Annotated in this window: 23 protein-coding genes; 8 read left to right on the top strand and 15 right to left on the bottom strand. The window is 69.1% G+C overall.

Translation table 11 applies throughout. The annotated features are described in order from the left end of the window. Positions 1-20 precede the first annotated feature (20 nt). The gene (locus A9W96_RS13615; protein WP_066879941.1) at positions 21-917 is read left to right on the top strand and encodes a cation diffusion facilitator family transporter; all 897 of its coding nucleotides are present in this window, start codon (positions 21-23) and stop codon (positions 915-917) included. Positions 918-921: 4 nt separating this feature from the next. Here A9W96_RS13615 and A9W96_RS13610 read toward each other — a convergent pair whose 3' ends face one another. Next, complete coding sequence (locus tag A9W96_RS13610; RefSeq protein ID WP_066872538.1) at positions 922-1,335, bottom strand: DUF3151 domain-containing protein; 414 nt, start codon at positions 1,333-1,335, stop codon at positions 922-924. Between the two features lie 120 nt (positions 1,336-1,455). Here A9W96_RS13610 and A9W96_RS13605 point away from each other — a divergent pair, with 120 nt between their 5' ends. Beyond that, positions 1,456-2,325 (top strand): hypothetical protein, encoded by an 870-nt coding sequence (locus tag A9W96_RS13605; RefSeq protein ID WP_066872347.1) that lies wholly within the window; start codon positions 1,456-1,458, stop codon positions 2,323-2,325. Positions 2,326-2,407: 82 nt separating this feature from the next. Here the strand turns inward: A9W96_RS13605 and fbaA are convergent, their stop codons facing one another. Further along, entirely contained in the window at positions 2,408-3,439 is a 1,032-nt protein-coding gene (fbaA, locus tag A9W96_RS13600) for a class II fructose-bisphosphate aldolase (RefSeq protein ID WP_066872344.1), read from the bottom strand. Between the two features lie 141 nt (positions 3,440-3,580). Between fbaA and A9W96_RS13595 the strand changes: the two genes are divergently transcribed. Then, entirely contained in the window at positions 3,581-4,273 is a 693-nt protein-coding gene (locus tag A9W96_RS13595; protein ID WP_067140399.1) for a DedA family protein, read from the top strand. Between the two features lie 21 nt (positions 4,274-4,294). On the opposite strand, the gene A9W96_RS33140 is transcribed toward A9W96_RS13595, so the two are convergent. The 8 genes from A9W96_RS33140 to clpB form a co-directional block, all read right to left on the bottom strand. Then, entirely contained in the window at positions 4,295-5,647 is a 1,353-nt protein-coding gene (locus A9W96_RS33140; protein WP_066872339.1) for a 3-oxoacid CoA-transferase, read from the bottom strand. Then, positions 5,644-6,777 (bottom strand): glycoside hydrolase family 76 protein, encoded by a 1,134-nt coding sequence (locus A9W96_RS13585; protein ID WP_067140396.1) that lies wholly within the window; start codon positions 6,775-6,777, stop codon positions 5,644-5,646. Before A9W96_RS13585 ends, A9W96_RS33140 begins: the two co-directional genes overlap by 4 nt. Positions 6,778-6,826: 49 nt before the next feature. Further along, entirely contained in the window at positions 6,827-7,474 is a 648-nt protein-coding gene (locus A9W96_RS13580) for an RNA methyltransferase (protein WP_066872333.1), read from the bottom strand. After that, positions 7,471-8,385, bottom strand: coding sequence for a hypothetical protein (locus A9W96_RS13575; RefSeq protein ID WP_067140393.1), 915 nt, complete (start codon positions 8,383-8,385; stop codon positions 7,471-7,473). Before A9W96_RS13575 ends, A9W96_RS13580 begins: the two co-directional genes overlap by 4 nt. A gap of 36 nt (positions 8,386-8,421) precedes the next feature. After that, the gene (gene pyrE, locus A9W96_RS13570; RefSeq protein ID WP_066872534.1) at positions 8,422-8,961 is read right to left on the bottom strand and encodes an orotate phosphoribosyltransferase; all 540 of its coding nucleotides are present in this window, start codon (positions 8,959-8,961) and stop codon (positions 8,422-8,424) included. Next, positions 8,948-9,724, bottom strand: coding sequence for an SDR family oxidoreductase (locus tag A9W96_RS13565; protein WP_067140391.1), 777 nt, complete (start codon positions 9,722-9,724; stop codon positions 8,948-8,950). Before A9W96_RS13565 ends, pyrE begins: the two co-directional genes overlap by 14 nt. A gap of 57 nt (positions 9,725-9,781) precedes the next feature. Further along, complete coding sequence (gene ttfA / locus A9W96_RS13560) at positions 9,782-10,663, bottom strand: trehalose monomycolate transport factor TtfA (RefSeq protein ID WP_067140388.1); 882 nt, start codon at positions 10,661-10,663, stop codon at positions 9,782-9,784. Between the two features lie 159 nt (positions 10,664-10,822). Then, positions 10,823-13,369 (bottom strand): ATP-dependent chaperone ClpB, encoded by a 2,547-nt coding sequence (gene clpB / locus A9W96_RS13555; RefSeq protein WP_067140385.1) that lies wholly within the window; start codon positions 13,367-13,369, stop codon positions 10,823-10,825. 123 nt (positions 13,370-13,492) lie between these two features. Between clpB and A9W96_RS13550 the strand changes: the two genes are divergently transcribed. Genes A9W96_RS13550 through A9W96_RS13540 form a run of 3 tightly spaced genes read left to right on the top strand, consistent with a single transcriptional unit; the run spans position 13,493 to position 16,049 of the window. Next, a complete protein-coding gene (locus A9W96_RS13550; RefSeq protein WP_231999679.1) occupies positions 13,493-13,930 on the top strand; it encodes a DUF3060 domain-containing protein in 438 nt (145 codons plus the stop codon). A gap of 32 nt (positions 13,931-13,962) precedes the next feature. Then, complete coding sequence (locus A9W96_RS13545) at positions 13,963-15,135, top strand: FAD-binding oxidoreductase (protein ID WP_067140382.1); 1,173 nt, start codon at positions 13,963-13,965, stop codon at positions 15,133-15,135. A 2-nt stretch (positions 15,136-15,137) separates the two neighbouring features. Next, positions 15,138-16,049: an aldose 1-epimerase gene (locus A9W96_RS13540; protein WP_067140378.1), complete on the top strand. Its 912-nt coding sequence runs from the start codon at positions 15,138-15,140 to the stop codon at positions 16,047-16,049. 136 nt (positions 16,050-16,185) lie between these two features. Here the strand turns inward: A9W96_RS13540 and A9W96_RS13535 are convergent, their stop codons facing one another. The 5 genes from A9W96_RS13535 to A9W96_RS13515 all read right to left on the bottom strand — a co-directional run bounded on the left by A9W96_RS13535 (position 16,186) and on the right by A9W96_RS13515 (position 21,372). Beyond that, positions 16,186-16,581 carry a heat shock protein transcriptional repressor HspR gene (locus A9W96_RS13535; RefSeq protein ID WP_066872316.1) on the bottom strand — a complete coding sequence of 132 codons (396 nt, stop codon included), beginning with the start codon at positions 16,579-16,581 and terminating at the stop codon, positions 16,186-16,188. Continuing rightward, positions 16,581-17,759 (bottom strand): molecular chaperone DnaJ, encoded by a 1,179-nt coding sequence (gene dnaJ / locus A9W96_RS13530; protein ID WP_066872313.1) that lies wholly within the window; start codon positions 17,757-17,759, stop codon positions 16,581-16,583. The genes A9W96_RS13535 and dnaJ overlap by 1 nt, the downstream gene beginning before the upstream one ends. A 46-nt stretch (positions 17,760-17,805) precedes the next feature. Then, on the bottom strand, positions 17,806-18,441 hold the full coding sequence (gene grpE / locus A9W96_RS13525) for a nucleotide exchange factor GrpE (RefSeq protein ID WP_067140375.1): 636 nt from the start codon (positions 18,439-18,441) through the stop codon (positions 17,806-17,808). Further along, entirely contained in the window at positions 18,438-20,300 is a 1,863-nt protein-coding gene (gene dnaK, locus A9W96_RS13520; protein ID WP_066872307.1) for a molecular chaperone DnaK, read from the bottom strand. Before dnaK ends, grpE begins: the two co-directional genes overlap by 4 nt. Before the next feature lie 130 nt (positions 20,301-20,430). After that, a complete protein-coding gene (locus A9W96_RS13515) occupies positions 20,431-21,372 on the bottom strand; it encodes a LysR family transcriptional regulator (protein WP_067140372.1) in 942 nt (313 codons plus the stop codon). 87 nt (positions 21,373-21,459) lie between these two features. Here A9W96_RS13515 and A9W96_RS13510 point away from each other — a divergent pair, with 87 nt between their 5' ends. Beyond that, complete coding sequence (locus tag A9W96_RS13510) at positions 21,460-22,944, top strand: aldehyde dehydrogenase (RefSeq protein WP_067140427.1); 1,485 nt, start codon at positions 21,460-21,462, stop codon at positions 22,942-22,944. Between the two features lie 5 nt (positions 22,945-22,949). Then, the coding region (locus A9W96_RS13505; protein ID WP_156752982.1) for an amidohydrolase family protein at positions 22,950-23,456 on the top strand (507 nt) is incomplete at its 3' end.

The raw sequence follows: 23,456 nt of genomic DNA, 5'->3' as shown, positions 1-23,456 counted from the left end.
TTGCGCATATATTTCGCGCCATGGGCGCAGGCCACAACCACACCCCGGCCGAGACCGACGACGCTCGGGTGATCCCGCGCATGGTCGCGGCCGCAGCGATTCTGGCGGCGTTCTTCGTGGTGGAGCTGGCCACCTCGCTGCTGATCAACTCGATCGCGCTGCTGGCCGACGCCGGCCACATGCTGACCGATGTCGTCGCGGTGTTCATGGGGCTGGCCGCGGTCACGCTGGCCCGCCGCGGCAGCTCGTCACCCGCCCGCACCTACGGCTGGCATCGCGCCGAGGTGTTCACCGCCGTCGCCAACGCGGCGCTGCTGATCGGCGTCGCGGTGTTCATCCTCTACGAGGCCATCCGGCGGCTCAGCGAAGCTCCGACCGTGCCCGGCGTGCCGATGATCGTGGTCGCGCTGGCGGGGCTGGCCGCCAACCTCGTCGTCGCGCTGCTGTTGCGTTCGCACTCGTCGGGCAGCCTGGCGGTCAAGGGCGCCTACATGGAGGTGGTCGCCGACACCGTGGGCAGCCTGGGCGTGCTGATCGCCGGTGTGGTGACGGTGACGACGCACTGGCCCTACGCCGACGTGGTGGTGGCCGTGCTGGTCGCGCTGTGGGTGCTGCCCCGCGCCGTCGCGCTGGCCCGCGACGCGCTGCGGATCCTCTCCGAATCGTCGCCTACCCACATCGACGTCGAGGAACTGCGCGCCGCGCTCGAGGCCGTCGACGGCGTGATCGACGTGCACGACCTGCACGTGTGGACGCTCTCCCCCGGCAAGGACATGTGCACCGCACACCTGATCAGCGCCGGCGACTCGGCCCGGGTTCTGCACGACGCGCGGGCGGTGCTGTCGGCTCGCGGGCTCGAGCACGCCACCGTGCAGATCGACTGCCCCGACGACAGCGATTGTTCGGACAGCTTCTAAGGCGTCACAGCCCCAGCGCCGGGCGCGCCTCGGGGTCGCAATCGTCGAGCAGATCCAGGCAGCGCGAGTATTCGTCGGTTTCGCCGATGGTGTCGGCGGCGCGCGCCAGGGCCGCCACACACCGCAGGAAGCCGCGGTTGGGTTCGTGCGAATAGGGCACTGGGCCGAAGCCCTTCCAGCCGTTTCTGCGCAGCTGGTCCAGGCCGCGGTGGTAGCCGGTGCGGGCGTAGGCGTAGGCGGTGATGGCCTGGTCGTCGGCCAGCGCCTGCTCGGCCAGTGCCGCCCAGGCCACCGACGCGGTCGGATGCGCGGCGGCGACGATGCCCGCCTTTTCACCGGCGAGCAGTTCCGCCTCGGCATCGGCATCTCCGGGCAGCAGGATCGGGTCGGGCCCTAGAAGATCTCCCATCGGCGTCATGGCTCTATTCTGCAGCTCGCTCGTTTTGCCCGCGTGACGCACCTCGGCCATCGCCGCGAGCCGGGTACTCGGTCGCTAAGCTCTGCAACTACCCCACGAAGCGGGAGGACAGTAGTACTCATGCCCAACCCATCCGAACCCGACCGCGGCGGCGCGCCGAAACGGCCCGGGTTCGACCCACGCGATTCGCGCACCGAACCGAGCGACGAATGGGGGGCCGAGTCCGGCTTCGACACCGGAGAAGACGCCACCGAGAGCGTCCCCATGGTCCCCACCGACTCCGAGACGGAGACCGTGGTGATCAACAGGCCCGACCCGCAGAGCGGCCCCGAAGAAATCGCGGATGGGCCGCAGCGCGAACGGCGCTTCACCGCGCCCGGCTTCGACGCCAAAGAGACCGCGATCATCAACACCACCGCCGAACCCGCCACCGAGGTGTTCGCGACGCCGCCGGGAGACGCCACCACGCAGTTCGGCGCACCGCCCAAAGCCGCTGTCCCGCAATCGATTCCGCCGCGGTTCGGGGGGAAGCTGCGCACCTCGCGGCAGTTCAACTGGGGCTGGATACTGGCGCTGGTGGTGATCGTGCTGGCGCTGGCGGCGATCGCGATCCTGGGCACGGTGCTGCTGACCCGCGGCAAGCACGCCGGCGTCTCGCAGGAAGACCAGGTTCGTCACACCATCCAGAATTTCGACGTCGCGATCCAGCGCGGTGACCTGACCACGCTGCGCACCATCACCTGCGGCACCACCCGCGACGGCTACGCCGACTACGACGAGCACGCGTGGGACGAGACCTACCGACGGGTGTCGGCGGCCAAGCAGTATCCGGTGATCGCCAGCATCGACCAGGTGGTGGTCAACGGCCAGCACGCCGAGGCGAACGTCACCACGTTCATGGCCTATGACCCGCAGCTGCGCTCGACCCGCAGCCTGGATCTGCAGTACCGCGACGACCAATGGAAGGTCTGCCAGTCCGCCAGCGGCTAGGCAGGCCAGGTCGCTCCGCGAGCGTGAAACTAGCTTCACATTGGGCGCCGAGCGTGAAACTAACTTCACGCTCGGCGATTGATCAGCCCACCGACTTTCCGGCGCAATGCAGGTCGGTGCAGGCCTGCACCACCCGCTCGGACATCGACGCCTCGGCCTTCTTGAGGTAGCTGCGGGGGTCGTAGACCTTTTTGACGCCGACCTCGCCGTCGACCTTGAGCACGCCGTCATAGTTGGCGAACATGTGACCGGCGATCGGGCGGGTGAACGCGTACTGGGTGTCCGTGTCGACGTTCATCTTGACCACGCCGTAGCGCAGCGCCTCCTCGATCTCCGACGTCAGCGACCCGGACCCGCCGTGGAAGACGAAGTCGAACGGCTTGGCCTCGGCGGGCAGTCCCAGCCTGGCCGCAGCCACCTGCTGGCCCTGCGCCAGGATGTCGGGGCGCAGCTTGACGTTGCCGGGCTTGTAGACCCCGTGGACGTTGCCGAAGGTGGCGGCGAGCAGGTACTTGCCGTGCTCGCCGTGGCCCAGCGCGTCGATGGTCTTCTCGAAGTCGTCGGGGGTGGTGTAGAGCTTGTCGTTGATCTCGTTGGCGACGCCGTCCTCTTCGCCGCCCACCACGCCGATCTCGATCTCGAGGATGATCTTGGCGGCCGCCGCGTCCTTGAGCAGGTCGCGCGCGATCACCAGGTTCTCGTCGATCGGCACGGCCGAGCCGTCCCACATGTGTGACCCGAACAGCGGGTCTTTGCCCGCCGCGACCCGTTCGGCCGAGATGGCCAGCAGCGGGCGGACATAGGTGTCCAGCTTGTCCTTAGGGCAATGGTCGGTGTGCAGCGCAACGTTGACCGGATATCTGTCGGCGATGCAGCGGGTGAACTCGGCCAGCGCCACCGCACCGGCCACCATGTCCTTGACACCCAGCCCCGAGGCGAATTCCGCACCGCCGGTGGAGAATTGGATGATTCCGTCGCTGCCGGCGTCGGCGAAGCCTTTGAGGGCCGCGTTCACCGTCTCCGACGACGTGCAGTTGATCGCCGGGAAGGCATAGGCATCCTCCTTGGCGCGTCGCAGCATCTCGGCGTAGACCTCGGGCGTGGCGATGGGCATCAGACACCTCCTGACGGCTGGTCCTACCCAACCACGGATGCGTGGTCGACAGCTACCCGGCGAAGCGCGGCGCGGGTTAGTACGGGCCTTAAGGTCCGGTCCGTGCGGGCCGGGGTCGTTTCGCCGGTATGTTGAGGAATCATGAGCACCGCCGTGACGGCCCTGCCCGACATCTTCGACCCCATGTACTGGTTGGGCGCCAACGGCGTCTTCGGTTCGGCGGTGCTGCCCGGCATCCTGATCATCGTCTTCATCGAGACCGGGCTGCTGTTTCCGCTGTTGCCGGGCGAGTCGCTGCTGTTCACCGGCGGCCTGCTGGCGGCGCACCCCAATCCGCCGGCCAGCATCTGGGTGCTGGCCCCCGCCGTCGCCACCGTGGCGATCCTCGGCGACCAGACCGGGTATTTCATCGGCCGGCGCATCGGCCCGGCGCTGTTCAAGAAGGAAGACTCGCGGTTCTTCAAGAAGCACCATGTGACCGAGTCGCACGCGTTCTTCGAGAAGTACGGCCCCTGGGCGATCATCCTGGCCCGGTTCGCGCCGTTCATCCGGACGTTCACACCGGTGGTCGCCGGGGTGTCCTACATGCGCTACCCGGTGTTTTTGGGCTTCGACATCGTCGGCGGCATCCTCTGGGGCGGCGGCGTGACGCTGGCCGGCTACTTTCTGGGCAACGTGCCGTTCGTGCACCACAACCTGCAGAAGATCCTGCTGGCCATCCTGCTCGTCTCGCTGATGCCGGCGTTGGTCGCCGCCTGGCGCAGCTATCGGGGACGCCGCCACGCGCACAGCGCCGAGGACCGCGAACCCGAGCGGCTGCCGGCGGCCGAATAGCCGGCCACCGCCGGCGCGGGATCAGAGCGCGACTTTGAAGTCGCAGCCCGTCTTGGCGCGGACGTCCTCGACCGTGACGCCGGGCTGCAATTCGGTGAGCACCAGCCCCTGTCCCGGTTCGACGTCGAAGACGCACAGGTTGGTGATGATCATGTCGACCACGTTCTTGCCGGTGAGCGGCAGCGTGCACTGGCTGAGGATCTTCGGGCTGCCGTCTTTGGCGGTGTGATCCATCAGCACGATCACGCGCTTGACCCCCGACACCAAATCCATTGCGCCGCCTGGGCCTTTGACCATCTTGCCGGGCACCATCCAGTTGGCCAGGTCGCCGTTTTCGGCGACCTCGAGCGCGCCCAGGATGGACAGGTCGATGTGGCCGCCGCGGATCATCGCGAAGGAATCGGCGCTCGAGAAGAAGCTCGACCCGGGCAGGCTGGTGATGGTCTGCTTGCCCGCGTTGATCAGATCGGGGTCGACGGTGTCCTCGCTCGGGTAGGCCCCGATGCCGAGCAGGCCGTTCTCCGATTGCAGGGTGACCTTGATGCCGTCGGGAATGAAGTTGGCCACCAACGTCGGGATGCCGATGCCCAGGTTGACGTAGAAGCCGTCGCGCAGTTCCTGGGCGGCGCGCTGGGCCATTCGCTCGCGAAGGGGGCTGTCGCTTTTCAGCGCGGCGCCGCCGCTGGTGGTGCGAAACTCGATGCGCTTCTCGTAGCCGGTGCCCTCGATGATGCGGTCGACGTAGATGCCGGGGGTGTGGATCAGGTCGGGATCCAGCTCGCCGACCTCGACCAGCTCCTCCACCTCGGCGACGGTGACCGCGCCGCAGGTGGCGATCATCGGGTTGAAGTTGCGCGCCGTCTTGCGGTACACGAGATTGCCGGCGGTGTCGCCCTTCCACGCCTTGACGATCGCGACGTCGGCCCGGATGCCTTCTTCCAGAACGTATTCGATGCCGTCGAAGACCCGGGTGTCCTTGCCCTCGGCGAGGTTGGTGCCGAACGCGGTGCGGGTGTAGAAGCCGGGGATGCCCGCGCCGCCGGCGCGCAGCTTCTCGGCCAGCGTGCCCTGCGGCGTCAGCACCAGGTCCAGCTCGCCGGCCAGCACCTGGCGCTCGAATTCCTTGTTCTCGCCGACGTAGGACGCGATCACCTTCTTCACCTGGCGTCCCTTGAGCAGCAGTCCCATGCCGAAATCGTCTACGCCGGCGTTGTTTCCGACGATGGTGAGGTCCTTGATGCCGCTGTCGACCAGGGCCTGGATCAGCTTCTCCGGAATGCCGCACAGACCGAATCCGCCAGCGGCGATGGTGATGCCGTCCTTCAGCAGGCCGTGCAGAGCCGACTCTGCGTCGTGGTGAACCTTATTGCTCACAGGGTGCTCCCGTTCTTCGACTCGGCGGAGACGTTACAGGCGGCCTCCATGAGCATCCACCCCGACAGCTGCACCGACAGGTCCCGCTCGGCGACCTCGGAGGCCATCACCGCGCCCTCGACGAATTCCGCTTCTTTGCCACCCGCCGTGGGCAGCTGGGCGTCGCGGTCCCAGAACGGGCCGAACACCGGCAGCCCGTCCACCGCCTGCCTGTTGTCCCAGGCCGCCTTCGCGCTGGCCAGCACGATCCGCCGGGCGGTGTCGCGCGCCAGCGCGTCGTCGGCCGACTCCCCCGGCAGCGTGGTGGCCACCAGCGCCAGGTAGCGGGCGGTCACCCCGGCGAACAGACCGCCGTCCCCGCCGCCGGCCCCGGCCAGCACGCCCGCCGGCGCCATGTGTTCGTCCACCGCCGCGACCAGGCGGTGCACCCGGGCGGCGTGACGCTGCCTGACCTCGACCGCGGTGCGGGCGGCCAGCTCGGTCTCCAGCCCGAGCACCACGCCCTGGCAGTAGGTGTACTGCGCGCGCACCAGCGAACCGGCCTTGATGCCGTCGAACACCAGGTGGGTCTCCGGGTCGATCAACGTCTGGTCGATCCAATTCCCCATCTGCTCAGCGCGTTTCAGGTGGTCGCCGTAACGCGCGAGGAAAATCCCGGCCGGGCCGTTGGCCGGGGCGTTGAAGAACTGGTCGGACTTGCGCCAGGGGATCCCGCCGCCGTCCTCGGGCGCCCAGGCCTTGACGAACTGCGCGGCGAGCTTGGGCAGGGCGCGGCGGCGCTGCACGCCGGCGATCCGGGCGGCGCGTTCGAGCGCCAGCGCCAGCCAGGCCATGTCGTCGTAGTAGCTGTTGACCCAGGAGAAGTTGTTGCGCAGCCGGTGCGAGCGGACCTGCCGGTTGATCTCGGTGTGGCGGTGCGGCTGCGGATCCCGCTGCTGGGCGTCGACCAGGCAATCGAGCAGATGCGCCTGCCACCAGTAGTGCCAGGTGCCGAACCAGCGGTCGCGCCGCGTCGCCGGCCAGGCGACCACCCCCAGCTGCGTCGCGGGAAGTCCCCAGAGGCGTTTCAGGTGTCGTTGCGTGACAGCGGCTTCGCTGCTGGCCGCGCGGTTGACCCAGAGCTGATCCATACCTGTCGATCCTGCCGCACCCGGTTGCCTGTGCGCGTACGGCGTCGGGCTACCAGGCCTGGGACAGATCGGCGTGCTGCTTGACCCAGGCGTGCATGGCGATGCCGGCGGCGACGCCGGCGTTGATGCTGCGCGTCGAGCCGAACTGCGCGATCGACACCGTCAGCGTTGCGCCCGTGCGGGTGTCGTCGGTGATGCCGGGGCCCTCCTGACCGAACACCAGCAGGCACTCGCGTGGCAGCGTGGCCTCCTCTAGGCGCGCGGCGCCCGGCACGTTGTCGACGGCCACCACCGTCAGGCCGGCGTCGGCCGCGAAGGCGAGCAGCTCGGCGGTGCTGTCGTGATGGCACAACCGCTGATAGCGATCGGTGACCATGGCGCCCCGGCGATTCCATCGCCGCCGCCCCACGATGTGCACGGTGTGCACCGCGAAGGCGTTGGCGGTGCGCACCACCGAACCGATATTGGCGTCGTGGCCGAAGTTCTCGATCGCGACGTGCAGGGGATGCCGGCGCCGGTCGATGTCGGCGATGATCGCCTCGCGCGTCCAGTACCGGTAGGCGTCGACGACGTTGCGAGTGTCGCCCTCGCGCAACAGGATTGGGTCATAGCGCGGGTCTTCGGGGAGCTCGCCCCGCCACGGGCCGACGCCAGCGGGCGGGGTCGCGGACCATTCGGTGGGCCCAGGTCCGCTCATCGCTGCGTCCACACCCCGGCGTGCGTGCCGTCGATGGCCAGCGTCGCGTACAGCAGCGCGTCGTTGATCTCGCCCTGGGTGCACAGCGACGCGTTGACGTGCACCGCATCCAACGACGCGTCGGGCAGGATCAGCACCGACGACCCGTAGGTCGAGCAGGCCGGGTTCAGTCCCGGGGCGGGCAGGGTCGGCGAGGCCAGCAGCATCATCGGCCCGCCGCGCTTGACGGACTCGTCGCGGTAGCGGGCCGCGACGGCGGTGGCCTCCAACCCCAACAGCATGTAGCCGTTGCCGGTGAACGCTCCCGGATCACCCAGCTGCATCTTGGTCACCGGCTTGCCGTCGGCGCGCCATGCCGACAGGCTGGCGGTCTTGACCGCCAACCCGCCGCTGTCGTTGGGGTTGGTGGGCAGCAGCCCCACCGGGAAGGCGACCGGGTAGGCCGACGAGCTGTCCGGGATCCGGTCGCGCGGCGAGTAGCCGTAGACGCCGCGCACCTGGCTTCGATCCTTCAGCGGCCCAAGGCAAACCGTGCCGGTAAGCCGGTCGCGGGACGCCGAGAGCGGCGCGGGGACGTCGCGCACATTGGTGGTCTTCGCTTGAAAGGATTTGTCACAGCTGCCCAGGCCCGCGGTCTCGAGGGGGTGGGCCAGCGCGCCGTAGAGCCCGAAGCGGATGTCCTCGGCTTTGGCGTGCGGGTCCTTGGCCGAGGCCGGGCTGGCGTCGACGTCGACCAGCACGTAGTCGCCGTCCCAGCGCAGATTCGACACCGACATGTTCCAGCCCAGCAGCGCCAGCGATTCACCGAGCCGCGCGCCCTGGGCGCCGTAGGGACGCACCGGCTGGCTGGAGGACGAGCAGCCGGCCAGGCAGGCCACCACGCACGCGAGCATCGCGAGGGCGCTACGCATGATTCAGCGGCTCGGGCTACGAAGATCAGCCGGCAACTAGCTCAGCCCCAGATCGGCGAGCCCGAGCACGCTTCGATAGGGCAGCCCCTCGGCCTCGATGGCCTCGGCGGCGCCGGTGGCGCGGTCCACCACCGTGGCCACCCCCACCACGTCGCCACCCGCCTCCTGTACGGCGCGCACCGCGGTCAGCGCCGAGTTGCCGGTGGTGCTGGTGTCCTCGACGACCAGCACCCGCTTGCCGGATACCTCGGAGCCTTCGATAAGGCGTTGCAGCCCATGGGTTTTCGCGGACTTGCGCACCACGAAGGCGTCGATCGGCCGGCCCGGCGCGTGCATGACGGCGGTGGCCACCGGGTCGGCACCCAGCGTCAGGCCGCCGACGACGGCGTAGTCCCAGTCGCTGGTCAGGTCGCGCATCAGCGTGCCGATCAATGCCGAGGCGCGGTGGTGCAGGGTGGCCCGGCGCAGGTCGACGTAGTAGTCGGCCTCCTTGCCGGAGGACAGCGTGACCCGCCCGTGCACCACCGACAGGCGCCGCACCAGCTCCGCCAGCTCTTCGAGGTCAGGTCCGGCCACGGCCACTCCCGATTCGTTTGGTGACGGCCCGCATCAGGGTCCGCGGCAGCAGGCGCTCGGCGGCGATGATCGCCTTGTACTGCAGGCCCGGAATGCTGATCACCTTGCCGCGGGCGATATCGGCCAGGCTCTGGCTGACCACATCGTCGACCTCGAGCCACATGAACGACGGCGACTTGGCCATGTCGATCCCAGCGCGGTCGTGAAATTCGGTGTGCACGTAGCCCGGGCACACGGCGTGCACGGACACCCCGGTGCCCTGCAGGCCCACCGACAGGCCCTCGCTGAACGAGATCACCCACGCCTTGGACGCCGAATACGTCGACCCGCGCCCGGGCACCAGCCCGGCGATGCTGGCGATGTTGACGACGGTGCCCGCGCCGGCCGCCAGCATGGCGGGCAGCGCGGCGCGGGTCAGGTGCATGACCGCGGTGACGTTGACGTCGAGCTGGGACTGCAGCAGCGCGGGGTCGGCGGACCAGAAGTCGCCGGAGGTGCCGAAGCCGGCATTGTTGACCAGGACGCGCACTCCCCCGGCCGCGAGCCGGTCACAGACGCGCTGACGGCCGGCCGTATCGGCCAGGTCGGCGGGCAGGATCTCGACGGAACCGGAGTGTTGCTGCAGTTCCTCGGCCAGTCTGGTCAGGCGGTCGACATCGCGAGCGACCAGGACCAGGTCGTAACCGTCGCTGGCATAGCGTCGCGCGAACCCGGCGCCGATTCCGGACGTAGGCCCGGTGATCAGGGCGACGGGGCGAGGCATGAGCGACATCCTAATGACGTCGGCAGCACCGGCCTTGCGGCCACCCGGGGCCCGCCGTCAGCGCTGATAGTTGCTGGCCTGCTGGCCGTTGCGCCCGGACGGCGGTGGGCGGCGGATGGTCTCCGAACGCCCGTCGGCGGGCTGGGGCTGGTCGCGGCGCAGCGGCTCGGCGGCGCGGCGACCCGGCGGCAGGTCGGGGCCGAGCAGCCCCGCCACGTCCTGCTGCGCGCGCCGGGGCGGCAGCTCCGCGCGGCCCGCGGGCGCCAGCGGCCGGCTGGGTGAGGCGTTGCGCAGTCCGGACGGCGGCCCGGCCTCCTGCGGGGCCTCCTCCGGCAGCGGCGGCAGCACCCGCAACAGGTCGTTGAACTGGCGTACGGTGCGCAGGCCCTCGTCCCACTCGGTGCGCGTGCTGGTGATCGGCAAGGCCACCAGCGTCCAGTTCTGTTCGTTCCACATGATCTCGGCGCTGTCCGGTGCGGTGTGCGCGAAGGTGACCATCCGGCGGTCGCAGGCCCGGCGGGCGGCGTCGAGGTTGGTGGAGTACACCATCCGCGGCCCGATCGCTCCCAACAGCCAAATGTCGCTCTCCCGTGGCTCTTTGAGCCCCTTGAGGCGCAGGTCCACCACCACGTTGGTGCCCACCTTGCGGTGCAGCGCGATGACGGTGGCGACCTCTTCGAGGTCGAAGATGTAGACGGCCTCACCGCGAATCTGGCCCAGCACCACGTTCTGGGCGGCGACGTCGCCCACCGTCGACATCACGCCGCGCTTCCAGCGCTTGAGGATGTCGGTCGATTCAGGCTCGTAGTCGAATCCGTGCGATCGCGCCCACGACTTGCGGCGCCTGCTGCGCCCGCGCCGCCGATCGATGTCGACGTACAGCAACACCCCCGCACCGACAAAGCACAGCGCGGAGAGCGTGAACCAGAGGGGGACCATCCAAAACAGGGTATCTGCTATTGGCCCGGAACACAGAAGGCGACCAGGTCACAACCCAATCAAGGTTTGCTGCGCCCGCCCGGGCGCATAAGCGCCGAACGTCGACTTGTTGCGGCGGTTGGTGCGAAATACCCGCAACAAGTCGACGCCTCTGCGCGCTTAGCCCAGAATCAGCGAGTCACCGTCGGGGCTGACGTTCACCGGAACGGTGTCGCCGTCGTGCACGTCGCCGGCCAGCAACATCTTGGCCAGCTGGTCACCGATGGCCTGCTGCACCAGCCGGCGCAACGGCCGCGCGCCGTAGACCGGGTCGAATCCGCGATGTGCCAGCCACTGCTTGGCCGGCAGCGACACCTCGAGCGTGAGGCGACGCTGCGCCAGCCGCTTCTGCAGCTGGGCCAGCTGGATGTCGACGATCGACACCAGCTCGCCGGGCTCGAGGCCATCGAAGATGATGACGTCGTCGAGCCGGTTGATGAACTCCGGCTTGAACGCCGAGCGCACCGCGGCCATCACCTGCTCCTCGCTGCCACCCGATCCCAGGTTGGAAGTCAGGATCAGGATGGTGTTGCGGAAGTCGACGGTGCGGCCCTGCCCGTCGGTCAGCCGGCCCTCGTCGAGCACCTGCAGCAGCACGTCGAACACGTCCGGGTGGGCCTTTTCGATCTCGTCGAACAGGATCACCGTGTAGGGACGCCGCCGCACCGCCTCGGTCAGCTGACCGCCCTGGTCGTAGCCGATGTATCCCGGCGGGGCGCCGACCAGCCGCGCGACGGAATGCTTCTCGCCGTACTCGCTCATGTCGATGCGCACCATGGCGCGTTCGTCGTCGAACAGGAACTCCGCCAGCGCCTTGGCCAGCTCGGTCTTACCGACACCGGTCGGCCCGAGGAACATGAACGAGCCGGTGGGCCGGTTGGGGTCGGCGACGCCGGCCCGGGAACGCCGTACGGCATCGGAGACGGCCGTCACGGCCCTCTTCTGCCCGATGACGCGCTTGCCCAGCTCCTCCTCCATGCGCAGCAGCTTGGCGGTCTCGCCCTCGAGCATCCGGCCGGCGGGGATGCCGGTCCACGCCGACACCACCTCGGCGATGTCGTCGGGCCCAACCTCCTCCTTGAGCATGACGTTCTCCCGCGCTTCGGCCTGGGGCAGCGCCGCGTCGAGCTTCTTCTCGACCTCGGGGATGCGGCCGTAGCGCAGCTCGGCGGCCTTGGCCAGGTCGCCGTCGCGCTCGGCGCGCTCGGACTCCCCGCGCAACGCCTCCAACTGCTCCTTGAGCTCGCGGACGACGTCGATGGCGTTCTTCTCGTTCTGCCAGCGGGTGGTCAGCTCGGCCAGCTTCTCCTTCTGGTCGGCCAACTCGGAGCGCAGCTTCTCCAGCCGCTCCTTGGACGCCTCGTCCTCCTCCTTGGCCAGCGCCATCTCCTCGATCTCGAGGCGGCGCACCAAGCGCTCGACCTCGTCGATCTCGACGGGCCGGGAGTCGATCTCCATCTTCAGCCGGCTGGCGGCCTCGTCGACCAGGTCGATGGCCTTGTCCGGCAGGAACCGCGCGGTGATGTAGCGGTCGGACAGCGTCGCCGCGGCGACCAGCGCCGAGTCGGTGATGCGCACGCCGTGGTGCACCTCGTAGCGGTCCTTCAGCCCGCGCAGGATGCCGACGGTGTCCTCCACCGAGGGCTCGCCGACCAGCACCTGCTGGAAGCGGCGCTCCAGCGCGGCGTCCTTCTCGATGTACTTGCGGTACTCGTCGAGCGTGGTGGCGCCGACCAGCCGCAGCTCGCCGCGGGCCAGCATCGGCTTGATCATGTTGCCGGCGTCCATCGCGCCCTCGCCGGTCGCGCCGGCGCCGACGATGGTGTGCAGCTCGTCGATGAAGGTGATGATCTGCCCGGCGGAGTTCTTGATGTCGTCGAGGACGGCCTTGAGCCGTTCCTCGAACTCGCCGCGGTACTTCGCGCCGGCCACCATCGAGCCCAGGTCCAGGCTGATGACGGTCTTGTCGCGCAGGCTCTCGGGCACGTCGCCGGCGACGATGCGCTGGGCCAGGCCCTCCACGATCGCGGTCTTGCCGACGCCGGGCTCGCCGATCAGCACCGGGTTGTTCTTGGTGCGCCGACTCAGCACCTGCACGACGCGGCGAATCTCGTTGTCCCGCCCGATAACCGGGTCGAGTTTGCCGTCGCGGGCGCGGGCCGTCAGGTCGGTGGAGTACTTCTCCAGCGCCTGGTAGGTCGCCTCGGGCTCCGGGCTGGTGACCCGGGCGCTGCCGCGCACCTTGACGAAGCCCTCGCGCAGGGCCTGCGGTGAGGCGCCGTGACCGGTCAGCAGCTTGGCGACGTCGGAATCCCCGGTGGCCAGGCCCACCAGCAGGTGCTCGGTGGACACGTATTCGTCGTCCATCTCGGTCGCGAGCTGCTGGGCGGTGGTGATCGCGGCCAGCGATTCGCGGGACAACTGCGGCTGCGAGTTGGCCCCGCTGGCCTGGGGCAGCCGGTCCAGCAGGCGCTGGGCCTCGGAGCGGATGGTGGCGGGCTCGACGCCGACAGCCTCCAGCAGCGGACCGGCGATGCCGTCGGCCTGCGTCAACAGCGCCATCAGCAGATGGGCGGGCCGGATCTCCGGGTTACCCGCCGCCGAGGCGGCCTGGAGTGCCGAAGTCAGTGCCGCTTGGGTCTTGGTTGTCGGGTTGAAAGAGTCCACGACACCTCCGTTCGTCGGTAGGGAAAATGCTTCTCGGCTTGTTCAACGCCGTCAAGGTTGAGTCTGTTCCGCTCAAGTCTAACGAGTTTTGAGCACTGCGGCGTAGGGGGTACCCCCGTAGCGATGACGCAGACGATGCAACCCCCCGACCAGGCCGACCCCGACCCGGAGACACGGCCGCGCCGCAGCGCCGGCGTGTGGCTGGCCGCCGTGGCCGCCGCCCTGGCGTGCGCCGGCCTGCTGGCGGTCGGGTTCCACACCGATCTCAGCGGCGGTAGCCCGTCGGCGGTCCCGCAGGCCGGGACGCTGCAGGTCAGCGGGACGGGCATGACGAAGACGCTGCCCTGCCACGCCGGTTATTTGTCGGTGAGCGGGCAGCAGAACACCGTCACCCTCACCGGGCACTGCACCAGCGTCAGCGTCTCCGGCAGCGGCAACCACGTCGCCGTCGACAGCACCGACGCGGTCAGCGCGTCGGGGAACGACAACGTCGTTCTCTACCACTGGGGTTCACCCAAGATCGCCAACGTCGGGACGGCCAACGTCGTCCGACAGGGCTGACCCGGCGGCGGCCGAGCCTACAATCGGGGCCCGTGAGCCTGGAGGACGCCGAAGCGCTGCGGGTGCTGCATGACGCCTTCGCGCCCGCGGACTCGGCCGGTGACTCCGCGCTCGTCCATCGCTTCTACACCCAGTGGTTCGCCCTCGACGGCTCGGTGCGTGATCTGTTCCCGCCCGAAATGGCCGCCCAGCGGCTCGCTTTCGGGCGCGCGCTGCACTGGGTGTTCGGCGAGCTGGTCGCCCGGCGCGCGCAGGAGCCGGTGGCTTTTCTGGCCCAGCTCGGCCGCGACCATCGCAAATACGGTGTGCTGCCGGCCCATTACGAGACCCTGCGGCGCGCGCTGCTCTCGACGCTGCGCGCGCACGTCGGTGCGGCGTGGACCGACGCCGTGGAGGCGGCGGCCCGGCAGTCGCTGAACCTGATCACCGGGGTGATGAGCGGCGCCGCGGACGCCGAGGAGGGCCCCGCCTGGTGGGACGGCACCGTCATCGAACACATGCGGGTGTCGCGCGATCTCGCGGTCGTGCGGCTGCAACTCGACCAGCCGATGCACTACCACCCCGGCCAGTACGTCGACGTCCACGTGCCGCAGTGCCCGCACCGCTGGCGGTATTTGAGTCCCGCCATTCCGGCCGACCCGGGCGGCGGCATCGAGTTCCACGTCCGCCTGGTTCCCGGCGGCCTGGTCAGCACCGCGATCGTCGGCGAAACCCGCATCGGCGACCGGTGGCGGCTGTCCAGCCCGCACGGCGGCCTGCGGGTCGACCGCGAGGGCGGCGACGTGCTGATGGTCGCCGGCAGCACGGGCCTGGCGCCGCTGCGGGCGCTGATCATGGACCTGTCCCGGTTCGCGGTGAACCCGCGCATCCATCTGTTCTTCGGCGCCCGATACCGTTGCGAACTCTACGATCTGCCGACCCTGTGGCAGGTCGCCTCGCACAATCCGTGGCTGTCGGTGTCTCCCGTCTCCGAGTACAACAGCGACCCGTCCTGGGCCGCGGACTATCCCGACGTCACGCCGCCGCGCGGCCTGCACGTGCATCAGATCGGGCGGCTGCCCGACGTGGTGACCAAGTACGGCGGCTGGGGTGACCGGCAGATCCTGGTCTGCGGGGGGCCGGCGATGGTCAGCGCCACCAAGGATGCCCTGATCGCCAAAGGCGCTCCGCCCGAACGCATTCAGCATGACCCGCTATGGAGGTAGCCATGCACGTCGTCACTCTGCGCGATCCGTCGTCGCCGCTGGTCGCGCAGTTCGTTCCCGAGGCGGGGATGATCGGCACGTCGCTGCGCGACGCCGGTGTGGAGCTGCTGGGCCAGCGCCGCGGCCTGGACGCCTACGTCTCCGATGGCAAGACGATGGGGATCCCGATCCTGTACCCGTGGGCAAATCGGTTGGGCGAGAACACCTATACCGCCCAGGAAGTCACCGTGACCCTGACCCCGGGAGAAAACGGCGTGCGCGCCGACCCCAACGGGCTACCCATCCACGGCGTCCTGGCCGCCTACCCGGGTTGGCGGGTGACCGCCGAGACCGCCAGCGAGCTGACCGCCGAACTGGATTTCGGGGCCGATCCCCGATTGCTGGCCAGCTTTCCGTATCCGCACGTGCTGACGGTCGCGGTGTGGCTGGCCGACCGGACGCTGACGGTTCGGGCCACGGTGGACGCGACCGGGGATCGGGCCGTGCCGCTGTGCTTCGGGTTTCATCCCTACCTGCAACTGCCCGACGCCCCGCGGGCCGACTGGGTCATCGAGACACCGCCGTTGCGGCATTTGGGCCTCGACGACATCGGGCTGCCCACCGGCGCTTCCGAGCCCCAGCCGGCCCGGCGAGAGGCATTGGGCGACAACACGTTCGACGACGCCTACGACGGGGTGGCCGACGGCGCGGTGTTCGCGGTGTCCGGCGGCGGTCGGCGCATCGAGGTGCATTACGAGCAGGGTTATCCGGCGGCGCAGATTTTCGCGCCGGCGCCCGACGACCCCACGAAGACGATCGTGTGCTTCGAGCCGATGACCGCACCGACCGACGCGCTGCGCCGGGGCGGCTACCGCTGCGCGCTACCGGGCGAGCGGGCCGTCACGCAATTTTCGATCCGGGTGGGCTCACCGTGACCACTCGGGTCACTGCCGCTGTCTGGTGGTCATCAGGTGATTGCAAAAAGCGCTAGCACATCTGCTAGCGCTTTTGCGAAGGTCGTATGCGTGTCGGAGACAGACCCCTTGGGGCGCAAGGGAAACCGACCGAAAGTCAGCGTCCCCGGCGCGGCTGCCACACCACCAGCGCGGTGCTTTTGGGCACCACCGCCACGTCGCGGCGCTGGCTGGCGCGGACCTGCGAAAGCTCCTCGGTCAACTCCTTGACCCGGGCCTGCAGCGCCTCGACCTGATTGGTCAGCTCGATGATCCGCTTGATGCCGGCGAGGTTGACGCCCTCGTCCTGCGACAGGCGCTGCACCTCGCGCAGCAGGTCAACGTCGTGCTCCGAATACCGCCGTCCCCCACCGGAAGTCCGGCGCGGGCTGACCAGCCCGAGGCGGTCGTAGGTGCGCAGCGTTTGGGCGTGCATGCCGGCCAGCTCGGCGGCCACCGAGATCATGAAGGTCCGGGCGTCCTCTTTTCGTGAATTGCTCGAGCCCTTGGCCATCAGCGATTGCCTGCCCATCCGGCCCGGGGGTCGAAGCCGCTGGCGCGCTCGGCGGCGGCGTACGCCTCCAGCGCCTCCTGGGCGGCCCCCTCCAAATTCGGTGGTACAGCGACCTTTACGGTCACCAGTAAGTCGCCGTTGCCGCCGCTGCGCTTGGGAACGCCACGCCCGCGCACCCGCAGGATGCGGCCGTCGGCGGTGCCCTTGGGCACCCGGACACCGACCTTGCCGTCCAGGGTGGGCACCGAAATGGTTGAGCCCAAAGCCAACTCGGTGAAGCTGACCGGCACCGTCACCGTCAGGTCGTCGCCGTCGCGGCCGAACACCTTGTCCGGGCGCACATGCACCGTCACGTACAGGTCACCCGAGGGCGCACCGCGCAACCCCGCCTCACCCTGGCCGGGCAGCCGGATGCGCTGTCCGTCCTCGACGCCCGGCGGGATCCGCACGTTGATGGTGCGGGTCCGGGTGGTGACGCCGGTGCCCTTGCACTCGTCGCAGGGGTGCTCGATGATCGAGCCGCTGCCCCGGCAATCGGTGCAGGGCTCGGAGAATCCGAACGCGCCCTGGTTGCGGTTGATCACGCCGGAACCGTTGCAGGTGGGACACACTTTCGGGCTGGTGCCCGGCCGCGCGCCACTGCCATGGCAGTTGGTGCACGGCGCCGGGCTGGTCAGCCGCAGCGGCATCGCCACGCCCTTGGCGGCCTCGACGAAATCCAGCTGGGTTTCGGTCTCGAGGTCGTTACCGCGGCGGGGCCGGCTGGGCCGGGCACCCGAACCGCGCCCGAACAGCCCGCCGAACAGGTCACCGATGTTGGTGCCGCCGCTTCGGCCGGCCGCGTCGAACAAATCGTTGAGGTTGAACTCGGCGCCATCGCCACCGACGTTGAAGCCCCCGAACCCGCCGCTGTCGAACCGGCGCCCGCCGAATCCACCGCCGGCGAACAGCCTTCGGGTTTCGTCGTATTCCTTGCGCTTGGCCGGATCCGACAAGACGTTGTGCGCCTCGGAGACCGCTTTGAAGCGTTCACCGGCGGCCGGGTTGTCGGGGTTCGCGTCCGGGTGCAGATCGCGCGCCAACTTGCGGTAGGCGCGTTTGATCTCTTCTGGGCTGGCGTCAGAGGAGACGCCCAGCTCCTTATAGAAGTCCTTTTCGACCCATTCACGCTGGGCCATGTCGCGTCACCCCCTCACCTTTCTTCTGTTGTGTTGATTGTCTGCCTTATTCACCGGACGCGTCAGCGTTGTCGTCCGTGTCGGCCGGTTCGCTTTCGGCGGACTCGGGTGCGGCAGCCGCTCCATCCTCGTCGGCGACCGTGTCGACGACACCGACCAGGGCGTGACGCAGCACCTGATCACCCAGCTTGTAACCCTGCCGCATGACGGTGCCGATCACCGGCCGGGACCCGTCGCCCTCGTGCTGCACCGCTTCGTGCAGCACCGGGTCGAAGTCCTCGCCCTCCTCGCCGAACGCCGTCAGGCCAAGGCCGTTCAGTGCGCTTTCCAGCTTGTCGGCGACCGACTTCAGCGGTCCGGACTCCAGATCGCCGTGCTTGCGGGCGCGGTCGAGATCGTCGAGCACGCCCAGCAATTGGTTGACGACGGCGGCCTTGGCCCGGTCCGCCGCGGCCTGCTGATCGCGCAGCGCCCGCTTGCGGTAGTTGGCGAAGTCGGCCTGCACCCGTTGCAGATCGGCGGTGAGCTCGGCGACTTTGCCGTCGCCTTGCTCCGCCGGTTCGCCGGCCGGGGCCCCTCCCGGCGTGTCGCCGGGAGGGGCCTGCCGCACTTCACCGGTCTCAGGGTCGATTCGCCGCTTGTCGGTAACCGTCACCTGTTCGTGTGGATTGCTTTCCGTCACTTGGACTCCCGGTCATCGTCGACCACCTCCGCGTCCACGACGTCGTCAGCGGAGCCAGACCCGTCGCCCGCCGCGCCGCCACCGGCCTGCTCGCCGGCGGCCTGGGTGGCCTCGTAGATCGCCTGTCCGAGCGCCTGCGACTCCTGGCCCAGCTTCTCCATCGCCGCCTTGATCGCGGCGATGTCGGTGCCGCCCAGGGCGGTCTTGGCTTCGGCGATCGCGGCGTCGACCTTGGACAGCGTGTCCTCGGGGACCTTCGAGCCGCCCTCGGCCTCGCGCTGGTCCTTGACGAACTTCTCCGTCTGGTAGACCAGCGATTCGGCCTGGTTGCGAACGTCGGCCTCTTCGCGACGCTGACGGTCCTCCTCGGCGTGCGCCTCGGCGTCCTTGATCATCCGGTCGATCTCCTCCTTGGACAGGCCGGAGCCCTCCTGGATCTTGATCGTGTTCTCCTTGCCGGTGCCCTTGTCCTTGGCCGTGACGTGCACGATGCCGTTGGCGTCGATGTCGAAGGTGACCTCGATCTGCGGGACGCCGCGCGGAGCCGGCGGGATGCCGGTCAGCTCGAAGGAGCCGAGCAGCTTGTTGTGCGAAGCGATTTCGCGCTCACCCTGGTAGACCTGGATCTGCACCGACGGCTGGTTGTCGTCGGCCGTGGTGAAGGTCTCCGACCGCTTGGTGGGGATCGTGGTGTTGCGTTCGATGAGCTTGGTCATCACGCCGCCCTTGGTCTCGATGCCCAGGCTCAGCGGCGTAACGTCAAGCAGCAGAACGTCTTTCACCTCACCCTTCAAAACCCCGGCCTGAAGAGCCGCTCCCACGGCTACAACTTCATCGGGGTTGACGCCCTTGTTGGGCTCCTTGCCACCGGTGAGTTCCTTGACCAGGTCGGTCACCGCGGGCATCCGGGTGGAACCACCCACCAGGACCACGTGGTCGATCTCGGACACCGAGATGCCGGCGTCCTTGATCACGGACTGGAAGGGCTTGCGGGTGCGGTCCAGCAGATCCTGTGTGATGCGCTGGAATTCGGCGCGGGTCAGCTGCTCGTCGAGGAACAGCGGGTTCTTGTCCGCGTCGACGGTGATGTAGGGCAGGTTGATCGAGGTACTCTGCGAACTCGAGAGCTCGATCTTGGCCTTCTCGGCGGCCTCACGCAGCCGCTGCATCGCCATCTTGTCCTTGGTCAGGTCAATTCCGCTGGTGCCCTTGAACTTATCGACCAGCCATTCGACGACGCGGTCATCCCAGTCGTCCCCACCGAGGTGGTTGTCACCACTGGTGGCGCGGACCTCGACCACACCCTCGCCGATCTCGAGCAGCGAGACGTCGAACGTACCGCCACCGAGGTCGAAGACCAGGATGGTCTGTTCCTTCTCGCCCTTGTCCAGGCCGTAGGCCAGCGCCGCCGCGGTCGGCTCGTTGACGATCCGCAGGACGTTGAGGCCGGCGATCTGGCCGGCTTCCTTGGTGGCCTGACGCTGGGCGTCGTTGAAGTACGCCGGCACGGTGACGACCGCGTCGGTGACGTCCTCACCCAGGTACGCCTCGGCGTCGCGCTTCAGCTTCATCAGCACGCGGGCGCTGATCTCCTGAGCGGTGTACTTCTTGTCGTCGATCTCGATGGACCAGTCGGTGCCCATGTGCCGCTTGACCGAACGGATGGTGCGGTCGACGTTGGTGACCGCCTGGTTCTTGGCGGGCTGGCCGACGAGCACCTCCCCGTTGCGCGCGAACGCGACGATGGACGGCGTGGTCCGCGAACCCTCGGAGTTGGCGACGACGACCGGGTCACCGCCCTCGAGGACTGCGACGACGGAGTTGGTGGTCCCGAGGTCGATACCGACCGCACGAGCCATAGTGATTCCTCCTGAATATGTAGAGCTTGTCTGGTGCCACTATGCTGAGTGAACCCCGCTCAAGCCTGCCCCTGGGGCGATGGGCTGTCAACCCAGTATTGAGTGTGGTTCGCTCAACTTGTCGATAATGCTAACGGCGGTCGGTCCCGCCTTGTTCCCGGGTCGCCGAAGAATTCTGGGCGCCCCCGGCAACCTCCTCTATCAGCGCCAGCAGTGCCCGGGTGGCCGCGCTGGCCTGCCGGTTCGCCGAGGTCGCGACGTAGAGCCGCCACTGCAGGTCGTGCCCGGTGATCCGGAGGCTCACCAAACCCGAGCTGTCGATGCCCTTGAGGATGGACCAACTCAGAAAACCGATCCCCAGCCCCTTGCGGATGCAGACCGCCGCCGTGCCGATGTCGGCGACCTCCACCGCGACGGTCCGCTCGACCCCGGCAGCCGCGAACGCGGTGTCCACCACGGCGCGGTTCCCGTAGCCCGGCGGCCCGTCGACGAACGGCATGCCCGCGAGCTCGGCCAGCGAAACCGCCGTGCGCCGGGCCAGCGGGTGGCCCTCGGGGACGACCAGCAGCAGCGGCACCGAGGCCACCAGCCGGGTGTGTAGGTCGGCCGGGGGCGGTCCGGTGAAAACCAGGAAGGCGACGTCGAGATCCCCGTCGCGCAATTGGGCCGCCAGCCCGGCCGACCCGGAGCTGGCCGCGCGCAGGTGGACCACGACGTCGGGATGACGGGCGTGCAGTTCGGCCAGCACGGTCGGCACGTCGATGACGCTCACCGAAGTCAACGTCCCCACCGTGACGGTGCCGCGCACCGTGCCCCGGGCGGCGCTCACCGCGTCCTTGGCCGCGCGGGCGGCGTCCAAAGTGGTCCGGGCGTGGGGTCGCAGCGCTTCGCCGGCGGGGCTCAGCGCCACGCCGGCCGGGCCCCGGACGAACAACTCGGCGCCCAGTTCGCGCTCGAGCGCCTTGATGGTGGCCGACACTCCTGACTGCACGACGTGCAGCCGCTGGGCCGCCCCGGTGAAGCTTCGACTATCCGCCACGGCCAGGAAGTACTCGAGGTGACGAAGCTCCACACCAGCGATTATCACCGCCGGTGATGAGAACCATCAGAAGATATCGTTGGTGCTGATCAAACCGCGGGGCATACCGTGACAATGCCCATGGATCAGCAAGCCCCCACCACGATCCGCACCCCCTGGTCGTCGGCGTCGCCCGACGACCGCTTCGTCGTGGACAACCCCGCCACCGGACAGGTCGTCACCGTCGTGCACGGGGCCGGCACCGCGGAGGTGGATCGGGCCGTGCGGACCGCGCACGCGGCGCACCTGCACTGGAAGCTTCTTCCGGCCCGCGAACGCGGCCGCTACCTGCGGCAGATCGCCGACGTCATTCGCGAACACGCCGACGAGATCGCCGCCCTCGAGTCGCGAGAGATGGGCAAGCCGATCAGCCAGGCCCGCAGCTTCGACGTGGAAGCCGCGATCGGGATCTTCGACTACTTCGCCGGCATGGTCGAGGTGCTGCCCAGCCAGGCACGCGACTACGGGCCGGTGTTCGACGTGACCACGCTGGAGCCCTACGGCGTGATCGCCGGCATCGTGCCCTTCAACTGGCCGCCGATCCACACCGCCGGCAAGGTCGCTCCCGCGCTGGCCGTCGGGAACGCCGTCGTGCTGAAACCGCCGGAGCAGACGCCCTCGGTGGTGCTGCGACTGGTCGAGCTGATCCAGTCGGTGCTGCCCGACCCGGTGGTGCACGCCGTGCCCGGCGGCGGCGAGGTGGGCGCCGCGCTGGCCGAGCATCAACTGGTGGGCAAGATCTCCTTCACCGGGTCCCCGCTCACCGGTTCGGCGGTGCTGCGCACCGCGGCCGGCAACCTCACGCCGGCGTTGATGGAACTGGGCGGCAAGAACCCGCTGCTGGTGTTCGACGATGCCAACCTGCACGAGGCGCTGTTGGCCGCCATCGACGGCGGCTTCTTCAACCAGGGCGAAGCGTGCACCGCATCGTCGCGAATCCTGGTGCAGGACAACGTCTATGCCGAGTTCGAGGAGAAGCTGTGCGCCGCCGTGCGCCGGCTGCGGGTGGGCGACGGCGCCGATCCCGCCACCGACGTGGGGCCGCAGGTCACCCGGGCGCAGCGCAAGCAGGTCCTGGAGTACCTCGACATCGGCGTCGCCGAAGGCGCCCGCATCGCCGCCCAGGCACCGCTGCCGCAGGATCCGCGGCTCGCGGACGGCTTCTACGTCGCGCCGACCGTGCTGACCGGCGTCACGCCGGACATGCGGGTGGCCCAGGAGGAGATCTTCGGTCCGGTGGTCGCCCTGATCCGGTTCAGCGACGAGGCCGAGGCGGTGCGGATCGCCAACGGCACCCCCTACGGGCTGGTCGCCGCGGTGTTCACCGCCGACGGCGACCGGGCGCTGCGGGTGAGCCGGCAGATCCGGGCCGGAGCCGTCTTCGTCAACAACTACGCGCGGGTGGCCATCGGCAGCGGATTCGGCGGCGTGGGCCACAGCGGGTTCGGCCGCGAGCACGCCCAGGAGACGCTGGCCGAGTACGGCTACACCAAAACCATCCGCCTGGCCGCCAACCGTGACGAGTTGCCGTACTGGAGCGCGGCCGCCCGAGTCCTCGAAGGATAACCCAGATGCGTGTCATCGCCCTCGAAGAGCATTACGCCACAATGGAATTCCTGCAGGGCCCGGGCACCTGGCTGGCGTCGCGAGCCGGCATCGTCGAACCCGCCAGCGATCTCGGCGACGGCCGCATCGCGGCGATGGACGAGGCCGGGGTGGACCTGGCCGTGCTGTCGCTGGCCGCGCCCGGGGTTGAGCAGCTGGATCCGAACGAGGCGGTGCGGCTGGCCCGGGATTGCAACGACCAGCTCGCGGCGGCGGTGCAGCGCTACCCCGACCGCTTGGCGGGCTTTGCCACCGTGCCCACCAGCGCACCCGACCAGGCGGCCGACGAACTCGAGCGCGCGGTGCGCGGGCTGGGCTTCCCCGGCGCGGTGATCAACGGACACAGCCGCGGCCGCTATCTGGACGACCCGTTCTTCGAGCCCATCCTGGACCGCGCGGCCGCCCTGCAGGCGCCGATCTACCTGCATCCGACCATCCCCCCGGCGGGCGTCATCGAGTCCAGCTACGCGGGT

This window comes from Mycobacterium sp. 1245852.3 (assembly GCF_001669335.1).
GTDB classification, from domain to species: domain Bacteria; phylum Actinomycetota; class Actinomycetes; order Mycobacteriales; family Mycobacteriaceae; genus Mycobacterium; species Mycobacterium europaeum_A.
The sequence above is the reverse complement of the archived record's forward strand: the minus strand, read 5'-3'. Positions and strand labels throughout refer to the sequence as shown.